Genomic DNA, 18,730 nt, shown 5'->3' with positions numbered 1-18,730 from the left:
AGCAAAAGAACGTGCAAGAATCCGCGATGGCTGCCTTCAAGGCCTTTATTGCTGCAAACGAGATGGCGATCATCAGCCTCACGGCCCTCTTCGTGACGCTGTGTCTTCTGAAGTTTTACTGGGCGAAAGTCGGTTACTTCGCCATGCGTATCTGGCACGGCGTGCCGCTGATTGGCACGGTATCGCGCCTGGCGAGCAAAGAGCCGACCATCCGCCCGGATGGCTGGACCAGTTCCGAATACGACCTGTGCAACAGTTACTACGAAACCTACAACGAGGTCGACAAGAGCCCGGAGTTCTTTCGCCAATGCCAGGATTACCTGAAGAAGATCGGTGAAGCCGGCCGCCGGCCTCGCCCGGCCTGGGTGTTTGTCCTGGCTGCCGTGCTGTTGGTCGTGGAGGCCATCGGCTTCGGTTATGTGCTGTCGGGATGGTTGAGTCTCGACGCCTCAGCCAGTGACAAACGCTACCAGGCCATTGGCGTGGCCATTTTGCTGGCGGTCATTTCCTGTGGTTTTGCCGAGGCGGCAGGTCATGCGATCCATCACAACAGCCTGATCAAAAAAGCACGTGCATGGTGGCGTGGCGACGCCTCGGATTCGCGCTCCAACCACCTCAAGCAAATCGATTCGATCAACATCGAAGACAGCTTCAGCGACAATCACGACAAGGACTACAACCGTATCCTGTCGCGCATCGCGACGTCCGTCGAAGTGGCGCCCAAGTACCTGCTGATCGGTGCCTTCGTGGCCATTATCCTGATCATGTCCGTGGCCGCGTTCGTGGTTCGTGCCAAGACCCTCGACAGCATTCAAGACGAGATGGTCAATTCGCTCCGCGCAGAAAGCTCGAACAATGCCGGTGCGGCTCACGCCAGTCCATTCGAACTGCCGGATGAGTCCAAGGCCGTCAACGACTCAGCGGATAACAAGACCATCGACGACAAGATGCAAGCGATCAGAGAAGCCTCTCTGACCACTTACCTGATCCTCTCGGTGATCTACATCGCCATCCAGTGCATCACCTGCTGGCTGGCAACCATCTTCGGTTTTGCCGGTGTCCACTCGCGGCGCGCCTATGACTACACGCACAAATTCAACAGTGCCGACGAAATGGTCCGTTGGCTTGAACGTGAGCGCACCAAAATCTCCGGTCATGCGGACCATAAGCTCAGCATGCTGCAGCAGAAGCTTTCCAGCCGTGGCACCAACAAGGCCGAGCACCTGAATGCCATGAAGGGAGCCGCCATCCAGAAGCGTGACTTCAACGCTTATGTAACGGTGCGCCGTACCGCTGAAAAAAACCTGCGCGATAGCAATGAGCGGATCAACGCTACGCCCGCACCCGTCGTTGAAACACCTCCCCTGGTTGTCCCGACGGCACAACCGACAACACCGGTTCCCGCCTTGCAAGCGGCGATCGCCGCCCTGCCCGAGCACGCGCCGATTGTTTCAACGCCCGTGTCAGTGCCGGCAGAGATAGATGCCAACAGCTTTCATGACCTGACCAGTGTCACCGACGAGCAACTGCCAACCCTGGCAAAAGCCCTGAAGCAGACTGAGGATGCCCTCAAGAGCATCCGTGACCAACAGCTGTTGTTGAAGCAACTGGGTATTTTCAAAGTCGGCGGGGTCAACGCATGAAGGGGCTCAAGCTACTCATGCTGGCGGCCTTGGTAATACCCGGCATCACCATGGGCAGCGAACGAAATGATCTGCAAAGCTGCTATGAGAGCGCGCAACTGCCAGAGCTGAAACCGGCGTCGCCAGGCCGCGAACTGATTGTCGTGGTGGATGAAACCGTCCCCGTTCCGGAGGACATCCAGAAGCAGGCCTGGGGACAGATCAGCCGCTTCGTACAACCCGGCGACAGCGTCAAGCTCTACAGCTTTTCGGCATTTCTGCCAGGCGAATACCTGCGGTTGCTGTACGCCGGCAAGCTCGACAAGAAAGCGGAGGAAGACGCCCGGGACGATGCCAGCGCACGCAAGCTGCGCACGCTTGACCAGTGCCTGGCGAGCCAGCCAAGAAACTTTGAGGCAGGCTTCGGCAAACTGTTCGTCAAGAGTCTTCGCGAGGCTCGCGAGGACATCCCGCGCAGCGAAATCATGAACGCCCTGCGCAAGATCGGCGAAGATATCAAGGCCTCGGACAAGGCCAGCGATCACGTGGTGTTCCTGATCAGCGACATGCTGGAAAACAGTGACTACACCAGCTTCTACGCGAAAAACCAGATCAGGAACCTGGTCGTCGCCGACGAACTGAAAAAAGCACAAACCCACAATTTGTTCGCCGACCTGTCCGGCGCCCGCATCTATGTCACTGGAGCCGGCCTGATCACCGATGGCGTCAAACAGAGTTATCGCTCAGGCAAGACCATGGACGCGCTGAACCAGTTCTGGGGCGAATACTTCAGCCACTCCAACGCCTCGTTGAACGGCTTCGGTACGCCGAGCCTGGGTGGGGACCTGAAGTAGCCCAAGGCCAGCGAGCCTCAAAAAACACGCATATGGCGCAGTTTGACCTCATGGTTTTCTTGCCGGCTCAAAACAGTCATAAATTGAAACACGCTCGTCGCGCCTGCAAGCCCTGAACAGAGCCCGCTTGACTTGGTTTCACACGGCTATTGCGAGTACGCTCAAGGATCTGAACCAACGCGGCAAACGGACAGCACCGTGTAAAAATAGGAAACCAACATCATGGCGATGAGTTACGCCAACCTCGACGCCTTGCGTACACGCCACCCCGCTTGGCGATTGCTCAACTCCCCACACGCCCCGCTGGTGGCGAGCTTTCTGCACCGGGTATTTGTCGCGCCCAATGTACGCGTGATGGCGGCCGCGAATCTCGTCGAAGCACTTGAAGATGAGTTATACGCATTACGCCTGGCACAGGGAGCCGAGGCGTTTCCCCGTTCGGCGCTGGAATACCTCAATGACTGGGCCGATATCGACAAAGGATGGCTGCGCAAATTCTATCGACAAGGTACGGACGAGCCCCAATTCGACCTGACCCCAAGCACGGAAAAAGCCATCGTCTGGCTCGAAAGCCTGGGCGAACGCAGTTTTGTCGGCACTGAGTCGCGGCTGCTCACCCTGTTCGAACTGCTCAAGCAAATGAATGAAGGCAGCGAGGCCGATCCCGTCAAACGGCTGGAGGAGCTACAGAAACGTCGCGACGATATCGACGCGGAAATGGCCCTGGTACGCAGTGGTCATGTGGCGCTTCTGGACGATACCGCCTTGAAGGATCGCTTCCAGCAATTTCTGCAACTGGCGCGCGAACTGCTGACCGATTTTCGCGAAGTGGAGCATAACTTTCGTCAACTGGATCGGCGCGTACGCGAACGTATCGCACTCTGGAATGGCAGCAAGGCCGCCTTGCTCGACGAGATTATGGGCGAGCGCGACACCATTTCCGACTCGGACCAGGGGCGCAGCTTCCGGGCGTTCTGGGACTTCCTGATGTCGGCGCAGCGCCAGGAGGAACTAAGCGAGTTGCTGGACAAGGTACTGACCTTGACGGCCATTACCGAACTCAAACCGGAACCCCGTCTGCGCCGCGTGCATTACGACTGGCTGGAGGCCGGCGAACATACCCAGCGCACCGTGGCGCTGCTCTCGCAACAGCTGCGCCGCTTTCTAGACGACCAGGCCTGGCTGGAAAACCGGCGGATCATGGATATCCTACGCGACATAGAGGCCAAGGCTCTGGCCGTGCGCGACAATCCTCCGGGAGAGAACTTCACGGAGGTTGACGAACTGGCGGCGAATATCGAACTGCCCATGGAGCGCCCGCTCCATACACCGCCACTCAAACCGTTGATCGCCGATGCCATCCTGCAAGCAGGCAATGAAGATGTGGATGACGCGGCGCTGTACTCACAGGTAGTGGTGGATACGGCGCGTCTGACCCAGCATATCCGCAAGGCCTTGCAGGATCGGACGCAGGTGACCTTGTTTGAGCTGATAAAGACCCAACCGCTGCAACAAGGCTTGGCGGAGCTGGTGGCTTACCTGCAACTGGGCAGCGAGACCTTCAAGGCGACTGTGGATGAAAATACCCCCGAGGATATTGCCTGGAAGTCTGTCTCCGCCGACGGGCATCCGTTGCATAAATCAGCCCGGATGCCACGAATCATTTTCGTGAGATGACAATGGAAGAGCCCCTCAAGGAACAAGCGGCGACAGATGCCACATCACAAAACCCACTCTCCGTGCTGGTCATCGGCCTGCTCAAAGGAGTGCAATATCGCGACAGCGACGAGCGCCAGTGGAGTTCGCTGCTGAACCTGCAAGTCAGGGTCCGCGATTACGTCGGCGTGCTCGGCCTGGAACTGATACTCGACGAGGCCGAAGGCTATGCCTTTCTCAAAAGCCGTTCGGAGCCCGAGGACAATGCAGCACCAACACCTCGTCTGGTGGCAAGACGACCGCTGTCGTTTGCGGTCAGCCTGCTGCTCGCGCTGTTGCGCAAGAAACTCGCCGAATTCGACGCCGGTGGCGGTGATACACGGCTGATCCTGAACCGTGACGAAATCGTCGAGCTGATACGCGTGTTCCTGCCCGGCAGCAGCAATGACGTCAAACTGATCGACCAGATCGAAACCCATATCAACAAAATCGTCGACCTAGGCTACCTGCGCCGCTTGAAAACGACAGGTGGTCCGGCCAGCTTCGAAGTACAGCGGATCCTCAAGGCCTTTGTCGATGCCCAGTGGTTAGCGGATTTCGATGCTCGGCTGGACCTCTATCGCCAACAATTCGCGGGCAAAACATCGACCGCCGATAACACGGCGCAGGAGGCACCATGAACACGCCAGATTCACCCGGCCTGGACTTCATGGCGGACGACACCCTGACCGGCTTTCGCCTCAGGCGTCTCGAGGTGTTCAACTGGGGCACCTTCGATGCCAAGGTCTGGTCGCTCAACCTCGAAGGCAATAATGGCCTGCTCACCGGCGATATCGGCTCGGGCAAGTCGACGCTGGTCGATGCCGTGACTACCCTGCTGGTCCCCGCGCACCGTATCGCCTACAACAAGGCTGCCGGGGCCGACAACAAGGAACGCAGCCTGCGCTCCTATGTGCTAGGGCACTTCAAGTCCGAACGCAGCGAAGTCACCGGCACCGCCAAACCGGTTGCCCTGCGTGATCACAACCAGTACTCAGTGATTCTCGGGGTCTTCCACAATGCCGGCTACGACCAGACGGTAACCTTGGCCCAAGTCTTCTGGATGAAAGACCCACACGGGCAACCGGCACGCCTGTTCGTCGATTGCGAACGCGAACTGTCCATCGCCGCGGACTTTTCCGGCTTTGGCTCCGATATCGCCCAACTGCGCAAAAAGCTGCGGGGCGCGGGTGCCGAAATCGAAGACAGCTTTCCCAAGTACGGAGCCTGGTTTCGCAGACGCTTCGGTATAGAAAACGATCAAGCCCTAGAGCTGTTTCACCAGACCGTTTCGATGAAATCGGTGGGCAACCTGACGGACTTCGTGCGTAACCACATGCTGGAGCCCTTCGAGGTCGCACCACGGATAAACGCCCTGATCGCCCATTTCGACGACCTTAACCGCGCCCATCAGGCCGTACTCAAGGCCAAGCGTCAGGTCGAGATGCTCTCGCTGTTGATCGCCGACTGCGATCGCCATACGCAGCAACTCCAGATACAGGACAACTGGCGAGCCTGCCGCGAGGCCCTGAAACCCTATTTCGCCACACTCAAACTGGGGTTGTTGGAACGGCGACTGCAACTGCTGGACGAAGATCACACGCGCCTGAGCACGCAAAAGGCCCAGCGCATGGAAGAACGTGATCAACAACGAATCAAGGAAGAACAACTCAAGCGCGCCGTGGCAGAGCAAGGCGGTGATCGCCTGGAGCAACTGGCCAGTGAGATTCGTGAGCAGGAGCGTGAGCGCAACCGACGCCAACAACGCAGCGACCGCTACCACACGTTGCTGAAGCAGATCGATGAGCCGCCGGTGGATGATGCATCGGCGTTCGACACCCTGTCCCGACAATTCATCAAGCGCCGCGACGCCCTCGGCCAGCAGGAAAACGATGCGCAGAACCGGATCACCGAATGGGGCGTGTCCCTTCGCGACGGCAAGCGCGAGCATGATGCACTACGCGAGGAAATCACCAGCCTGAAGGCTCGACGCAGTAATATTCCAAAGGTCCAGGTGGGCATGCGCGCCGCACTCTGCGAAGCACTTGGCCTGGATGAAGCTTCGGTGCCCTTTGCCGGGGAACTGCTTCAAGTGCATGAAGACAATGCCGACTGGGAAGGTGCCATCGAACGTGTCCTGCACAACTTCGGCCTGGCCCTGCTGGTGCCAGAAGAACACTATGCCCAGGTGTCCGCTTGGGTCGACCGGACTCATCTCGCGGGTCGCCTGGTGTATTTCCGCATCAGATCCACGCGCCAGGGTGAACTCCCGAGCCTGCACCCGGACTCCCTCGCCAGAAAGGTCGCGATCAAGCCGGACTCGAACTTCTATACCTGGCTCGAGCGGGAACTCGCCCATCGCTTCGATTATGCCTGCTGCCAGACGGCGGAGCAGTTCCGCCGCGAAACCCGGGCACTGACCCTCAGCGGTCAGGTCAAGGCGCCTGGCGAGCGCCACGAGAAGGACGACCGTCACCGGCTCGATGACCGCGGTCGCTATGTACTGGGCTGGAGCAATACGGCCAAAATCGCAGTGCTGGAGGCACAAAAAAATACCCTCGAGTTGCACCTGGGTAAGATCGCCGGGGACATTGCCAAGGCACAATCCGATCAGGCCCTGTTGCGTAACCGGCTCGAAGCACTGGCGGCACTCAAGGAGTTCACCGACTATCGGGAACTGGACTGGGCCCAGTGCGCTACCGCCATTGCCCACTTGCAAGCAGAACATGAACGCCTGCAAGACTCCAGTGACACCTTGCGCGAGCTTACAACCCAGTTGGCCGATACCCAGGAGCAACTGCGGACCTGCGAAGAAGCCCTCTCGAAGCTGGACAAGGAACTGGGCAGTGTCGAGAACAAGCAAGAGGCCGCCCGGCAACTGCAAGTCGAGACTCTGACACTACAGGGCGAATTGCCAACTGACAGCGAAGTCATCGATCAACTCGAGGCGTTGCGCTCAGAGATCCTCGGCGAACATCAACTATCGGTAGAAAGCTGTGACAACCGCGAGCGCGAACTGCGCGAAGCGCTGCAAGCGCGCATAGATGCCGAAAACAAGGTCCTCGACCGCCTGAGCGGAAAAATCATCCAGGCCATGGCAGCTTTCAAGGAGGCGTTCAAACTGGAAACCGAAGAGTTCGACGCCAGCCTCGACGCCCATTTCGAATACCGCAACCTGCTCGACCAGTTGAACCAGGACGACCTGCCACGCTTCGAAGCACGCTTCAAAGAACTACTCAACGTCAACACCATCAACGAGATTGCCAACTTCAGCGCCCAACTTGCCCGTGAACGAGAGACCATCAAAGAGCGTACGACCCGGATCAACGAATCATTGGCGCAGATCGACTACAACCCAGGCCGCTATATCGTTCTGGAGTCACAGCTCAGCCCGGATGCGGAGATCCGCGATTTCCAAACCGAGTTGCGCGCCAGCACCGAAGGCACGCTGACCGGCTCCGATGATGCTCAATATTCGGAGACCAAGTTTCTCCAGGTCAAGGCCATCGTCGATCGTTTTCGCGGACGCGAGGGCCAATCGGAACAGGATCGACGCTGGACCGCCAAGGTTACCGACGTACGTAACTGGTTCCTGTTCGCCGCCAGCGAGCGTTGGCGCGAAGACGACAGCGAGCACGAACACTATTCCGACTCCGGGGGCAAATCCGGTGGGCAGAAGGAAAAGCTGGCCTACACCATTCTCGCCGCCAGCCTGGCCTACCAGTTCGGCCTCGAATGGGGCGAAGTACGCTCACGCTCATTCCGTTTCGTGGTCATCGACGAAGCCTTCGGCCGGGGCTCGGACGAGTCGGCGCAATATGGACTCAAGCTCTTCAGACAACTCAACCTGCAATTGCTGATCGTCACGCCCTTGCAGAAAATCCACATCATCGAACCCTTTGTTTCCAGCGTCGGTTTTGTCCACAACGAAGGGGGTAGAACTTCCCGGCTACGCAACCTGAGTATCGAGCAATACCAGGCGAACAAAGCGGAGCAAGTCCCGTGAGCTGGAGCAGCGCCACCGACTTGAAAAACCAGCTGGAACGACAATGGGCGCGCGGTGAACTGCTGCGGGCCCTCGTGCGGGGCACACCGCTGTTCCCCATGGCCCTGAAACTCAAGGGCCCCAGCTCGAGGGAACTGACCCAGCAGTTCGAAGCCGTCAGAAACTGGGTCTCGCAGCTGAACGCAATCACGTCTGTGCGAATCGAATGGCGAGACGTCAGGCATCCGGTCATGGGCCAGCAGCGGTTGCCACAATCCGTCTGGATAGATCAAGCTGATACGGCCATTGCTTGGCTCGGTAAGCGCCCTGAAGTTAGTCGTTTCATGGCCATTCAAGCCGAAACCCGGGCGCGCCAGCCCGCCTTGCTGGAGTGGCTGGTCAAGTCACCGCTACGAGCACTCAAGCTGAGTGATGAATGGAGCCGCCTGCTAGATGTCGTACAGTGGTTGCAAGAGCACCCAACACCTCGACTTTACTTACGACAGGTCGACTTGGCAGGCATCCACACCAAGTTCATAGAAGCCCATCAGAACGTATTGTCCGAACTGTTCGAGCTTGCTTTACCTGAACAACACATCGCCCTCAACGTCGCTGCGGGGCGATTCACCGCGCGTTACGGTTTCCTGGAAAAGCCGGTGCGTATTCGTCTGCGCCTGCTCGATGCAAGTATCCCTCTGATACCCGGGGTGAGCTACCCGGACATAACTCTGGACACCAACAGCTTCAGCTCACTGGACCTCAAGGTCCGACAAATATTCATCACCGAGAATGAGATCAACTTCCTGGCCTTTCCACCCGTACCTAACGCCATCGTGATATTCGGTTCCGGCTATGGCTGGGAGGCCCTGGCGCAAGCTCAATGGCTGAATCATTGCACGCTGCATTACTGGGGCGATATCGACACCCATGGTTTCGCAATCCTGAATCAACTACGCGGCAAGTTCGCCCATGTCGAATCTTTCCTGATGGACCGAGCAACCCTCATGGCACACCAGGCGCTGTGGGGTGACGAAGAGAAACAGGCTACCCACGACCTGACCCGACTGACCCATGCCGAACGCCTGTTATTCGATGAACTACGCGATAACCGCATTCGCCCACGCCTGCGACTGGAACAGGAGCGGGTTGGGTTTCACTGGGTGCAGGCAGCACTGATCTCGATGGAAACCAGCACTCCCAACTAATCCCCCTAGACCTTCCGTGTTCTCGGCAACAACACCGCCAACACCCCGAACAACGGCAGGAACGAGCACATCGTGTACACGTACTCGATGCCATGAATATCCGCCAGATGCCCCAGCAACGCCGCGCCGATCCCGCCAAAGCCGAACATCAAACCGAAGAACACCCCGGCGATCATCCCGACATTGCCCGGCACCAGTTCCTGGGCAAACACCACGATGGCCGAGAAGGCCGACGCCAGGATAAAGCCGATCACCACACTCAGCACCGTGGTCCAGAACAGGTCCACATAGGGCAGCATCAAGGTGAACGGCGCCACGCCCAGGATCGAGAACCAGATCACCGCCTTGCGCCCGATCTTGTCGCCGATCGGCCCGCCGGCAAAGGTCCCCGCCGCCACCGCGCCGAGAAACAGGAACAGGTGCAGTTGCGAGCTGGCCACCGACAGCTGGAATTTCTCGATCAGGTAAAAGGTGAAGTAGCTGGTGAAGCTGGCCATGTAGAAATACTTGGAGAACACCAGCAAGCCGAGCACCACCAGCGCCCCGATCACCCGATGCTTCGACAACCCGTGAGTGGCCTTCTGGCCCTGCTTGAGCTTGAAAAGATTCAGGTGCGCGCGGTACCAGCGACTGATCCCGTAGAGCACGCCCAGGGCAAACAGTGCGAACAGTCCGAACCAGGCGACATGGCCCTGGCCGAACGGAATGATGATCGCCGCCGCCAGCAACGGGCCAAAGGCAGAACCGGCGTTACCGCCGACCTGGAAACTCGACTGCGCCAGCCCATAACGCCCACCCGAGGCCAGGCGGGCAACCCGCGAAGCTTCCGGATGAAAAGTCGAGGAGCCGACACCGATCAAGGCCGAGGCCAACAGGATCAACGGGAAACTGCCGACCTGGGACAGCATCAGAATCCCGATCAGCGTGCTGATCATCCCCATCGGCAACAGCAAGGGCTTGGGATGACGGTCGGTATAAAAGCCGACCCAGGGCTGCAACAAGGAAGCCGTCACCTGGAAGGTCAGGGTAATCAGCCCGACCTGGGTAAAGGTCAGGCCATAGTTGGCCTTGAGCATTGGATAGATCGACGGCAAGACCGACTGGATCAGATCGTTGATCAGGTGCGCCAGTGCCACGGCACCGATCACGCGCATCACCAACGGGCTGGTTTGCGGCGCTGTCGCCGTCGATATCGAAGCGCTGGACGTTTCAGAAAGGGCCATGAAGTGATTCCGTAACACGGATGGATGCACAGTTGCAGGTGCAGCAATGTGCCATTTTTCGGTGCAGTCACGCCAGATACTTGCAGAGCTAACAATCGGTTTTTTCCCGATGGAATGGCTGATAGCGTAACGCCATTGGTCTGAATCTTGCGTGCTCTGAGTGCTTACAGCACGCCCCCTTACAAAGGGAGCCGAGAATGGGAAGTTTCGCTACAACGGCTAACCTACACCGCCTCACAGCCGGACTTCCGAAGTATCTAATGACGGCACCCGTTACGATCGCACCAAAATCGTGCGCGGCGCCCTGAGGAGTAGTCGACCATGCACGCTTTTTTATCACCGGGGATTCGACTGCTGGGCCACTTCGGGTTCGCCCGCAAGTTTCAGGTACTGTTCCTGTTGTTCATCGTCCCACTGATGGGCAGCCTGTACCTGATCGGCCAGGATTATCGCAGCAAGCTGGCACTGATCACTGAAGAGCGCGCCGGCGTCCATCAACTGCTCTCCCTCGATTCACTGGACAACCTGCTGGAGGCCCAGCGTGATCGTGCCGCCCGTTGGCGCGCCACGGAAACCAACCGGCAGCCGACACCCGCCACCCTGGCGGCCATGGCAACACTGGACAAGGCCCAACCGGAGATCGACCAGGCCGTCGAGGCACTGGGCAAGACCCTGCAAAGCGAAGGTGCCGATGCCGACACCCTGAAGCGCTACCAGATCCTCCAAGCCGCCCTGAGCGGCCTCGACTCCGCCAGCCTGAGCAAGGTCGGTTGGTGGCCGGACGGCTACGATCGTTTCACCAGCGCCTTGAGTGCACTGCAAGCGTTGCGCGAACAAATCGCCATGGACAGTCGCCTGATCCTCGCCCCCTGGATGGAAACCTACCTGCTCACGCAAATCGCCACCCAGCATGCGCCGGACCTGATCGAACGGGTCGGCCGGCTGGCCAGTGTCGGCCAGGCCTCTGTGGTCTCGGGCCAGTTCAGCCTGCAAAGCCGCCTGCAGTTGAAGGACCTGCGTAGTCGTATCGGCGATGCCCGGGACCAGTTGACCAAGACCGGCAACCTGCTGGAAAGCCGTCTGCCGGCGGAGCTGAAAAGCTGGGCCGAGCGTTACCATGCCAGCCTGACGCACCTGGACGAGGGCCTCAAGGTGCTCGACGACGGCATGTTCGGCGGCAGCATCACCCTCAAGCCCGATGGCTTCGAACAGGCCCTGGACAAAATGCTGGGTGAGCTCGCCAGCTTGCGCCAGGACAGCCTCACCTCCCTCGACAGTCGCCTGGACTATTATCACGGCGCGGCCATCCGCCAGTTCAGCCTGTTGGCGGCGATCTTCGGTTGCCTGCTGCTGGCGGCGCTGTACCTGTTCGTCTGCCTGCAAGCCTCGATCCGCCGTAGTGCCAGCGGTATCACCCTGCTGGCCGAATCCCTGCGCGACGGCAACCTCTGCTTGCAAGTGCCGGTGGAGGGGCGTGACGAACTCGCGGCCATCAGCACCGCGTTGAACGTCGCCGTGGTGCAACTGCGTACCAGCCTGCAGGGGGTCGACCATGAAACCCTACAACTGAGCGCGGCCGTGCGCACCCTCAACACCCACTCCAGCGGTGCCCTCAGCGAGGTCGAGACGCAACAGGCGCAGATCAGCCAGATCGCCGCGGCGGCCACCCAACTGGCGGCCACCTCCCAGGGCGTGGCGCAGAGTTGCGAACAGGCTTCCGGCAGTGCCCAGAACACCCAGCGCATTGCCTCGGAAAGCAGCCGCGACAGCCAGCGCACCACCGCCAGCATCCAGCAGTTGAATCAACGCCTCAACGAAACGGCAGCCGCATTGGGCCGGGTCAGCGAGCAGGGCCAGCAGATCCAGCTGGTGGTCGACACCATTCGTGGCGTGGCCGAACAGACCAACCTGCTGGCCCTGAACGCCGCTATCGAAGCGGCGCGGGCCGGCGAGCAAGGGCGGGGCTTTGCGGTGGTGGCGGATGAGGTGCGCAGCCTGTCGCAGCGCACGCAATCGTCCACCGCGCAGATCGCCAGCACCGTCGACAGCCTGCGCTCCACGGTCAGCCAGGCGGTGACCTTGATGGAAGCGGCCTGTATCCAGGCCGAGACCGACGCCCAATCGGTGACCGGACTGGGTCAGCGCCTGGTGGAAATCGCCGGCGCGGTGCAGACCGTCACCGACACCCTGGCGCAGATCGCCACGGCGGTGGACGAACAGGCGAGCACGGCGGATGAGGTCAGCGGCAATATCCAGCAAATCGACCAGGCGGCCGTACGGCTGCTGGAAGGGGCTCGCGCGGTTAACCGCGCGGCGGACAGCCTGAGCGAAGGCAGCAAGGCTCTGAGCGACAATACCGGGCGTTTCCGCCTGAGTTGAGACGGCGTTGGCCCGCGGTTTTCACCGTAGGGCCTTAACCGGTTGATAGCGCAGAGAAAATTTTCAGATATTTGCTTGACACAATTGCGTTACCGGCGAATAATGCGCGCCACTTGGCTACATAGCTCAGTTGGTTAGAGCATAGCATTCATAATGCTGGGGTCCGGGGTTCAAGTCCCTGTGTAGCCACCAAGTACTAAAAACGGCTTACCGAAAGGTAGGCCGTTTTTTTATGCCTGGAGAAAAGTGCCAGGCCGGGCAAGCCGCTCCCGATCTCAAAAAGGCAGGTCTCGGCGGCCTGAAAAAGCCGTGCGTCCCTGGAAAGCCCGCCCGGGATAAATGGCAGGGATTTGCCGCCCAAGACCGACTGGATAAGCGCCGACTCAAGGTAAATCATACGGTAGCGAAAGCCGGCTTCGGTACAGGTGTCACTGGCCATGGTAACTTCATTACCTTCGAGACAGGACCTCCAGCTCAACCATGAAAATGCCCGACATCGACGCTATCCAGGCGTTTGTCCTGGTCGCGGAGCTCAAGAGCTTCACCCGCGCCGCGGATGTTATAGGCGGCACCCAGGCAGCCATCAGCCTGAAGATAAAGCGGCTGGAAGAAACCCTGGGGCGCAAGCTGCTGGAACGCACGCCGCGGCGGGTAACGCTATCTGCCCATGGGCAGACTTTCTTGGCCAGCGCACGGCATTTGCTGGATAACTACCAGCAAGCGCTGAACTGCTTCGGCAAGCAGAAACGCACCCTGCGGGTCGGCGTCAGCCATCACATTGTCGGGGCCGATCTCACCCTGTGGCTGCGACGTATGGCGAACACCGACCCGGAGGTTATCGTCGCCTTCAGCCTGGGCACTTCCCGGGACATGCTGGAGAACTACGAGCAGGGCAAGCTGGATGTGGCCTTGATCCTGAGGCACGACAACCGACGCCAGGACGGTGAGGTGATTGGCGCGGCACGATTTAGCTGGATGGCTGCACGCGACTTCGAACTGCCGCCCGGAGCACCTTTACCCCTGGCGATACAACCGGCGCCCTGTGGCATGCGGAGCATGGTGATGGCGGTGCTACAAACACAGAATCGCCCTTGGGAAGAGGTCTTTGTCGGCAGCGGGATTCTGGCCATCGGCGCAGCCGTCGCCGCCGGCATCGGAATAGGCCCGATGGTCGGGCGCATGGCTCCAAACGGCTGCGTCGACGCGGCACAGCGGATCGACCTGCCGCCCCTGCCCTCTCGCGAAATCGTGCTCTACACTGCGCAGCGCGACGCCCAGGCGCAAGCGCTGATCAGTACTTTGAGCGCAGACATTTCAACTGGTTGAGCTAGAAGAATAAGCGCCCAGTCAAGGCCATCATCATCGTCAGGCTCAGCAAACCCAGGCTGACGAGGACGAATGCCGCGAGATGTACAAGTACGATCATGAGCGACCGCATTCGATACTGTTCCATATTGGCTTCCTTGGTGGGCTCCAGAAGCAGCAGTATGGGGAGGGGGATAGTGCGTGAAACAGACGTCGCGGGCTATTTCAGTGATAACCAAGTACTAAAAACGACTTACCGAAAGGTAGGCCGTTTTTTATGCCTGGAGAAAAGTGATGAGCAAGGAAGGCAAAAACAAAAGGCCCGGAACGGGGCCTGGCTTGGCAAGGTTCAGGATTTATGGGTGAATGAATTTTGCTGCTGTGAAGGCAAGCCCCGCGAGAACAGCTGAGATTTGTACGAAGCGCCAAGTCGAGTCACTGACGACTTTTTGAACGTCAGTAGAGATTGAGCCGCGCAGAGCCTCCACATCCGACTTGGTTGCCATGTTTTTCTCAACGTTGTCGAGTTTTGTCTCGACGCGAGCAAGCCGTTCCCTGATCTCAGGGATTGCTTTCTCCAGTGCGGCTACGCGCGCTTCCATGGGGTGATCTCCAGGCGGTTCCTCACCACCAGTATTGCTCGAACCCTCTTTCTTGTCATCCCAGCGACCAGAAACGACATCACCCATTTTCTTTCTCCATGGCAGACAAGCCCTCCACAACTTTTTTAACGCTGGTGTAAGCCATGTAGCCGCAGCTTGGGCACTCCATCGAGAATGTTGGATGCGCCACTCGCTCAGAAAACAAATCCTCTGGTGACATCCCATCCATCCTGGTGATCATCATGCAGGACTCAACGCCCATTCCCAGGGACTTGTCGATATAGAAATTCCACTCTCCATCGTGGGGGCATACCGGACAAGAGCTTGAGCGGCCAACCTTTACCAGAAAGCTTATGAATTGGTTCAACGTGATCCGCCATTCCTTTGGTATAGAGTCGTTGTCTTCCAACCTTCACTCCTCAGTAAATCGCCTGATTTTTGACCACTTCACCGCAATGACTGGACGGATAGCCCTCATCCAACCAAGCGCTCTTACTCTATCCCCCGGCGCTTTTCCTCGACCAGCAAGACACATCTCTTTTCATCGTCTGAAATTTCCTAGAAACTTCCGGCCTGTTGCGCCTGCCGATTTCGCTGGCTAGCCTTGAGTCGTCACTGCCAAATGCAGTGATCGGGTTTAGCAGCTCGGATTCGATTGGCGCACAGCGCCCCCTTTAGTCAGGCGCTTTTTATTGCCTGCCTTTTATGGTGGCTGTGCGCAGGGCACCTTCGGGTGCGCCGGGTTCTCCAATCGACCGGTCTGCTAACCTGCGTACAGCTGCCACCCCAAAATCGTTTAGCAGCGATGGTGTCAGCTCCAACCGATTTGATTGGAGATTCATCATGTTCAAGGTAACGCCCAATCCACCCGCCTCATCCGGCATGGAAACCATCGACCCACAAGCTGTCGACCGCGCCCTGGCTCACTACATACAGCCAGAAGGCCACGCACCAAGGCCTCCCAGCTCGATAGCACCGCACAAACACCCAGTCACCTCCCAAAGCCGCGAAGACGCCCTGGTCAACGCCAGCTCGATCCTCGACTCCGCTGCCGCCACCGCCTATGAAAATGCCGACAACCTCACAGGTGCCAACCGCAAGGTGGCGATGGGTATCGTGCATCTGATCGAGCTGGCACAGCGGCAGGTAGACTCGGTGATTGAAGAAATAGCCGTGCCGGGCTGACAAGAGCAGTGCAATGGGGGCACCTGGCTAAATGCCCTCTCCTTTTTACCATCCAAAAGCCCTTGCTATTAGCCCCACAAAAAGCCCCGGGTGCTCGCAATGCTCTGGGGCTTTGACCTTGTCCCTGAAAAACGTATTCCTTACCAGCGCCCAACGTCGCCGCAAGGATATGGCGTGGCTAAGCCCAAGGCAGATCGCGCAAAGCATGCGCTAGCGGCCTATTTGTCTAATTGATTTATCTATTTAAATGAGTTGGCCGCCTGTTTCCTGATTATTTAGATTATCGAATTCCCCGCACAGAAAACCAGCACCGACACCGCGCTGACATGGATCGTGGCGGTGTTCGGCGTGGTGAAGCGTTACTGTGTTTATCTGTTCACGAAGCGACTGTCTAGCGAGGCAACCGTCCTATCTGTGTAGTTTGAAGGAACCGAATAAAGAATTTGGTACAGATTTCAAAAAAAACCACCATACAGATGACCATCTGATTAGTTGTACGGTGAAAAAAACAACGGTCTGGATCTTAGTTTTTCGGTAAAAACGGTAAAAAATATCACGTCATGGATATTGACCACTCTCTAACAAACACCAACAAGCCAATAAATAATGGCGAATTTATCACTGTCTATAAGCACTCAAATACTTTAAATAAATCAAGTTATGAGCCCGCTAGCGTCGCTTTCAACCACTGTTCTTTTGAAAACGCCCACTCAATGGATGAGCTCGCAGTGAACAAAACAGCTGAATTCAACAACCGCCAGGATAATAAAGCCTCACAACTGAAAGCACGAAATGCGTCGAGAATGGCTGAAATAAGCCGTCCACATTTCGACGGCACTTATGAAAAAAGCCTGATGGGCGTGTCTTGCAGAGTTTTCGAGAACCGACGCATCGAGATTGCCACCCGCGCAAGGGAGGTGATCGATTACACCCGATACGGCTACCTCAGCCTGGACAGTCATCCCAAAGTGCTCGCAATAGCGCTCGCCAACTTTGCCTCGGTCCTTCAGACATACAGGTGCTGAGCATGAATATCGCCAACTGGCTGGACCAAGCCGGCCTTCGCTACCCGAAGCATCCCGCCTTGTTCGAGGGCCGGCAGCAAGTCGCCAACTATGGCGACTTTGTCGCTCTGGTCCGGCACCGAGCTGCATATCTGATCGACGAGCACGGCATTGCCCCCGGCGACCGTGTCGCGCTGTCCATGAAGAACTGTTGCGAATACCTCGAACTGCTCTACGCCATCTGGTGGGCCGGTGCCGTGGCGGTGCCGATCAACTGCAAGCTGCACCCAGTCGAAGTCGGCTGGATCGTGCGCAACTCGCAGTCTCGGCTGATTTTCACCGATGGCGGCCAGGTGTTCGCGCCCGGAGCCCTGCCCCAGGAGTGTCGAGAGCTGGATCGAGAGGACATGGGAGCACTCACATCAATCACTTCGCCACCGGACACGCCTTGTCCGCGTCAGGCCGATGACGTGGCCTGGTTATTCTACACCTGCAGCCCCACTGATCACTCCCAGGGGGTGATGCTGAGCCACGGTGACATGACGGCCATGTCGCAAGACTGTACGCCCGATGTCGATCCGATCGACGCCATGGTGTATGCCGCGACCATGTCTCACTGCGCCGGACTCTACAGCCTGATCCATGTGCGTCGGGGCGCTCGCCATGTCGTCCCGGAGTCCCGCGACTTCAAGGCCGACGAGCTGTTCGAACTGGCGAGCAGGTTCGGCAATATCACGTTGTTCGTGGCTCCCGCCATGTTCACAGACATGGTCGAACAGGCCCGCCGCCAAGGCTACGACGGCAAGGGAATCAAGACAATCATCTATGGCGACGCGCCCATCTACCCGATAGATCTGCGCAACGTACTGCTCAGGAACAACTACGGCGAACTCCTCAAGACGGAGCTGAGCCTGTGGTTGAAGGTGAGCGCCAATGACGCCAGTGCTCCCTGAAGAACGTTTTCGCAGATAGCCGAACCTTCGGCGGGATCGACCCTACAGCAGTTTATCCAACTGGGGCTGGTACAGATCGTCATTGCCACATGGAGGGAGGGCTTACGTGAAAATAACGACCGCTATAACAAGGGCCATACTTCTCGTTCAGGAAACTTGAACGCTCACTGACACACGATGTCGGGCCGCCTACTCACTCATGTTCGCTTGCACCTGCACGCAGGATCAAAAGCAAGTTAAACAGTGTACAAAAACCCCCACACAGACCCGACATTACGCTGATAAAGCCGACAAAGTAGTGGTGTTAACCTCTGATCAGCTTCGGGACTTTCCCGCAGCCGGCCCCTCTGAATGGTCAAATAATTCAGAGACTACAAATGACTACCTGCGCCTCTCGTTCCGACTCACGCAGGCTTTCCCAGTATTCCGGAGGTCACGATGTCTATCGGTGCAATCTCAGCTTCGATTTCAACCCCCACCACCGCCACCACCCAGGCCGCGACAACCGCTGCGAACCAGGCCGCTACGCAATCCGCGACCACCAGCACCACCGCCAGCAGCACCGCGGCAACCCATAAGCACCATCACCGCCACGCCGCACAAAGCAGCACCAGCAGCGACAGCGAAAGCACAACCGCTTCGGCCAAACCGTCTGTAAGCGGCAGCGGGCAGAGCATCGGCGAGACCATCAGCGTCACCGCCTAAGCGCTGCTCAAGC

The 18,730-nt window shown here is 58.3% G+C and carries 14 protein-coding genes, 1 tRNA gene and 2 pseudogenes; 13 read left to right on the top strand and 4 right to left on the bottom strand.

The features are described from left to right. Positions 1 to 11: 11 nt before the first annotated feature. The 6 genes from M5C01_RS18690 to M5C01_RS18665 all read left to right on the top strand — a co-directional run bounded on the left by M5C01_RS18690 (position 12) and on the right by M5C01_RS18665 (position 9,361). Complete coding sequence (locus tag M5C01_RS18690) at positions 12 to 1,643, top strand: hypothetical protein (RefSeq protein ID WP_152740089.1); 1,632 nt, start codon at positions 12 to 14, stop codon at positions 1,641 to 1,643. Then, positions 1,640 to 2,476 (top strand): hypothetical protein, encoded by an 837-nt coding sequence (locus M5C01_RS18685; protein ID WP_152740090.1) that lies wholly within the window; start codon positions 1,640 to 1,642, stop codon positions 2,474 to 2,476. Before M5C01_RS18690 ends, M5C01_RS18685 begins: the two co-directional genes overlap by 4 nt. Positions 2,477 to 2,698: 222 nt before the next feature. Beyond that, entirely contained in the window at positions 2,699 to 4,153 is a 1,455-nt protein-coding gene (locus M5C01_RS18680; protein ID WP_152740091.1) for a DUF3375 domain-containing protein, read from the top strand. A 2-nt stretch (positions 4,154 to 4,155) separates the two neighbouring features. Then, complete coding sequence (locus tag M5C01_RS18675; protein ID WP_178129891.1) at positions 4,156 to 4,812, top strand: DUF4194 domain-containing protein; 657 nt, start codon at positions 4,156 to 4,158, stop codon at positions 4,810 to 4,812. Continuing rightward, a complete protein-coding gene (locus M5C01_RS18670) occupies positions 4,809 to 8,177 on the top strand; it encodes an SbcC/MukB-like Walker B domain-containing protein (RefSeq protein WP_152740093.1) in 3,369 nt (1,122 codons plus the stop codon). Before M5C01_RS18675 ends, M5C01_RS18670 begins: the two co-directional genes overlap by 4 nt. Before the next feature lie 20 nt (positions 8,178 to 8,197). Beyond that, positions 8,198 to 9,361 (top strand): Wadjet anti-phage system protein JetD domain-containing protein, encoded by a 1,164-nt coding sequence (locus M5C01_RS18665; protein WP_152740131.1) that lies wholly within the window; start codon positions 8,198 to 8,200, stop codon positions 9,359 to 9,361. Between the two features lie 5 nt (positions 9,362 to 9,366). On the opposite strand, the gene M5C01_RS18660 is transcribed toward M5C01_RS18665, so the two are convergent. Beyond that, complete coding sequence (locus tag M5C01_RS18660; RefSeq protein ID WP_152740094.1) at positions 9,367 to 10,584, bottom strand: MFS transporter; 1,218 nt, start codon at positions 10,582 to 10,584, stop codon at positions 9,367 to 9,369. Between the two features lie 321 nt (positions 10,585 to 10,905). Here M5C01_RS18660 and M5C01_RS18655 point away from each other — a divergent pair, with 321 nt between their 5' ends. Together M5C01_RS18655 and M5C01_RS18650 are read left to right on the top strand one after the other, a co-directional pair. Next, positions 10,906 to 12,963, top strand: coding sequence for a methyl-accepting chemotaxis protein (locus M5C01_RS18655; protein ID WP_103496907.1), 2,058 nt, complete (start codon positions 10,906 to 10,908; stop codon positions 12,961 to 12,963). Positions 12,964 to 13,078: 115 nt separating this feature from the next. Next, a tRNA-Met gene (locus tag M5C01_RS18650) sits at positions 13,079 to 13,155 on the top strand. A gap of 97 nt (positions 13,156 to 13,252) precedes the next feature. On the opposite strand, the pseudogene M5C01_RS18645 reads toward M5C01_RS18650, so the two are convergent. After that, positions 13,253 to 13,384 (bottom strand): annotated as a pseudogene (locus tag M5C01_RS18645) (AraC family transcriptional regulator); the annotation flags it as partial. Between the two features lie 59 nt (positions 13,385 to 13,443). On the opposite strand from M5C01_RS18645, the gene M5C01_RS18640 reads away from it, so the two are divergent. Then, the gene (locus tag M5C01_RS18640; protein WP_248764373.1) at positions 13,444 to 14,289 is read left to right on the top strand and encodes a LysR family transcriptional regulator; all 846 of its coding nucleotides are present in this window, start codon (positions 13,444 to 13,446) and stop codon (positions 14,287 to 14,289) included. Between the two features lie 335 nt (positions 14,290 to 14,624). Here M5C01_RS18640 and M5C01_RS18635 read toward each other — a convergent pair whose 3' ends face one another. Both M5C01_RS18635 and M5C01_RS18630 read right to left on the bottom strand, forming a co-directional pair. Continuing rightward, entirely contained in the window at positions 14,625 to 14,957 is a 333-nt protein-coding gene (locus M5C01_RS18635) for a hypothetical protein (RefSeq protein WP_103496930.1), read from the bottom strand. Further along, entirely contained in the window at positions 14,950 to 15,279 is a 330-nt protein-coding gene (locus tag M5C01_RS18630) for a hypothetical protein (RefSeq protein ID WP_103496931.1), read from the bottom strand. Before M5C01_RS18630 ends, M5C01_RS18635 begins: the two co-directional genes overlap by 8 nt. Before the next feature lie 434 nt (positions 15,280 to 15,713). Here M5C01_RS18630 and M5C01_RS18625 point away from each other — a divergent pair, with 434 nt between their 5' ends. From M5C01_RS18625 to M5C01_RS18610, 4 genes and pseudogenes are all read left to right on the top strand, one after another. After that, on the top strand, positions 15,714 to 16,055 hold the full coding sequence (locus tag M5C01_RS18625) for a hypothetical protein (RefSeq protein ID WP_152740095.1): 342 nt from the start codon (positions 15,714 to 15,716) through the stop codon (positions 16,053 to 16,055). A 560-nt stretch (positions 16,056 to 16,615) separates the two neighbouring features. Continuing rightward, the gene (locus M5C01_RS18620; RefSeq protein WP_152740096.1) at positions 16,616 to 17,080 is read left to right on the top strand and encodes a hypothetical protein; all 465 of its coding nucleotides are present in this window, start codon (positions 16,616 to 16,618) and stop codon (positions 17,078 to 17,080) included. 2 nt (positions 17,081 to 17,082) lie between these two features. Then, positions 17,083 to 17,919, top strand: a pseudogene (locus M5C01_RS18615) (AMP-binding protein); the annotation flags it as partial. 531 nt (positions 17,920 to 18,450) lie between these two features. Beyond that, positions 18,451 to 18,717, top strand: a complete 267-nt coding sequence (locus tag M5C01_RS18610; protein ID WP_103497528.1) for a hypothetical protein — start codon at positions 18,451 to 18,453, stop codon at positions 18,715 to 18,717. Positions 18,718 to 18,730: the final 13 nt, after the last annotated feature.

This window comes from Pseudomonas sp. MWU12-2319 (assembly GCF_023242525.1).
GTDB classification, from domain to species: domain Bacteria; phylum Pseudomonadota; class Gammaproteobacteria; order Pseudomonadales; family Pseudomonadaceae; genus Aquipseudomonas; species Aquipseudomonas gingeri_D.
The sequence above is the reverse complement of the archived record's forward strand: the minus strand, read 5'-3'. Positions and strand labels throughout refer to the sequence as shown.

Excerpts from the sequence above, each read along its gene's own strand:
- M5C01_RS18685 (WP_152740090.1), top strand. The coding sequence starts at position 1,640 with ATGAAGGGGCTCAAGCTACTCATGCTGGCGGCCTTGGTAATACCCGGC.
- M5C01_RS18680 (WP_152740091.1), top strand. The coding sequence starts at position 2,699 with ATGGCGATGAGTTACGCCAACCTCGACGCCTTGCGTACACGCCACCCC.
- M5C01_RS18675 (WP_178129891.1), top strand. The coding sequence starts at position 4,156 with ATGGAAGAGCCCCTCAAGGAACAAGCGGCGACAGATGCCACATCACAA.
- M5C01_RS18670 (WP_152740093.1), top strand. The coding sequence starts at position 4,809 with ATGAACACGCCAGATTCACCCGGCCTGGACTTCATGGCGGACGACACC.
- M5C01_RS18660 (WP_152740094.1), bottom strand. The coding sequence starts at position 10,584 with ATGGCCCTTTCTGAAACGTCCAGCGCTTCGATATCGACGGCGACAGCG.
- M5C01_RS18655 (WP_103496907.1), top strand. The coding sequence starts at position 10,906 with ATGCACGCTTTTTTATCACCGGGGATTCGACTGCTGGGCCACTTCGGG.
- M5C01_RS18640 (WP_248764373.1), top strand. The coding sequence starts at position 13,444 with ATGAAAATGCCCGACATCGACGCTATCCAGGCGTTTGTCCTGGTCGCG.
- M5C01_RS18635 (WP_103496930.1), bottom strand. The coding sequence starts at position 14,957 with ATGGGTGATGTCGTTTCTGGTCGCTGGGATGACAAGAAAGAGGGTTCG.
- M5C01_RS18625 (WP_152740095.1), top strand. The coding sequence starts at position 15,714 with ATGTTCAAGGTAACGCCCAATCCACCCGCCTCATCCGGCATGGAAACC.
- M5C01_RS18620 (WP_152740096.1), top strand. The coding sequence starts at position 16,616 with ATGGATATTGACCACTCTCTAACAAACACCAACAAGCCAATAAATAAT.
- M5C01_RS18610 (WP_103497528.1), top strand. The coding sequence starts at position 18,451 with ATGTCTATCGGTGCAATCTCAGCTTCGATTTCAACCCCCACCACCGCC.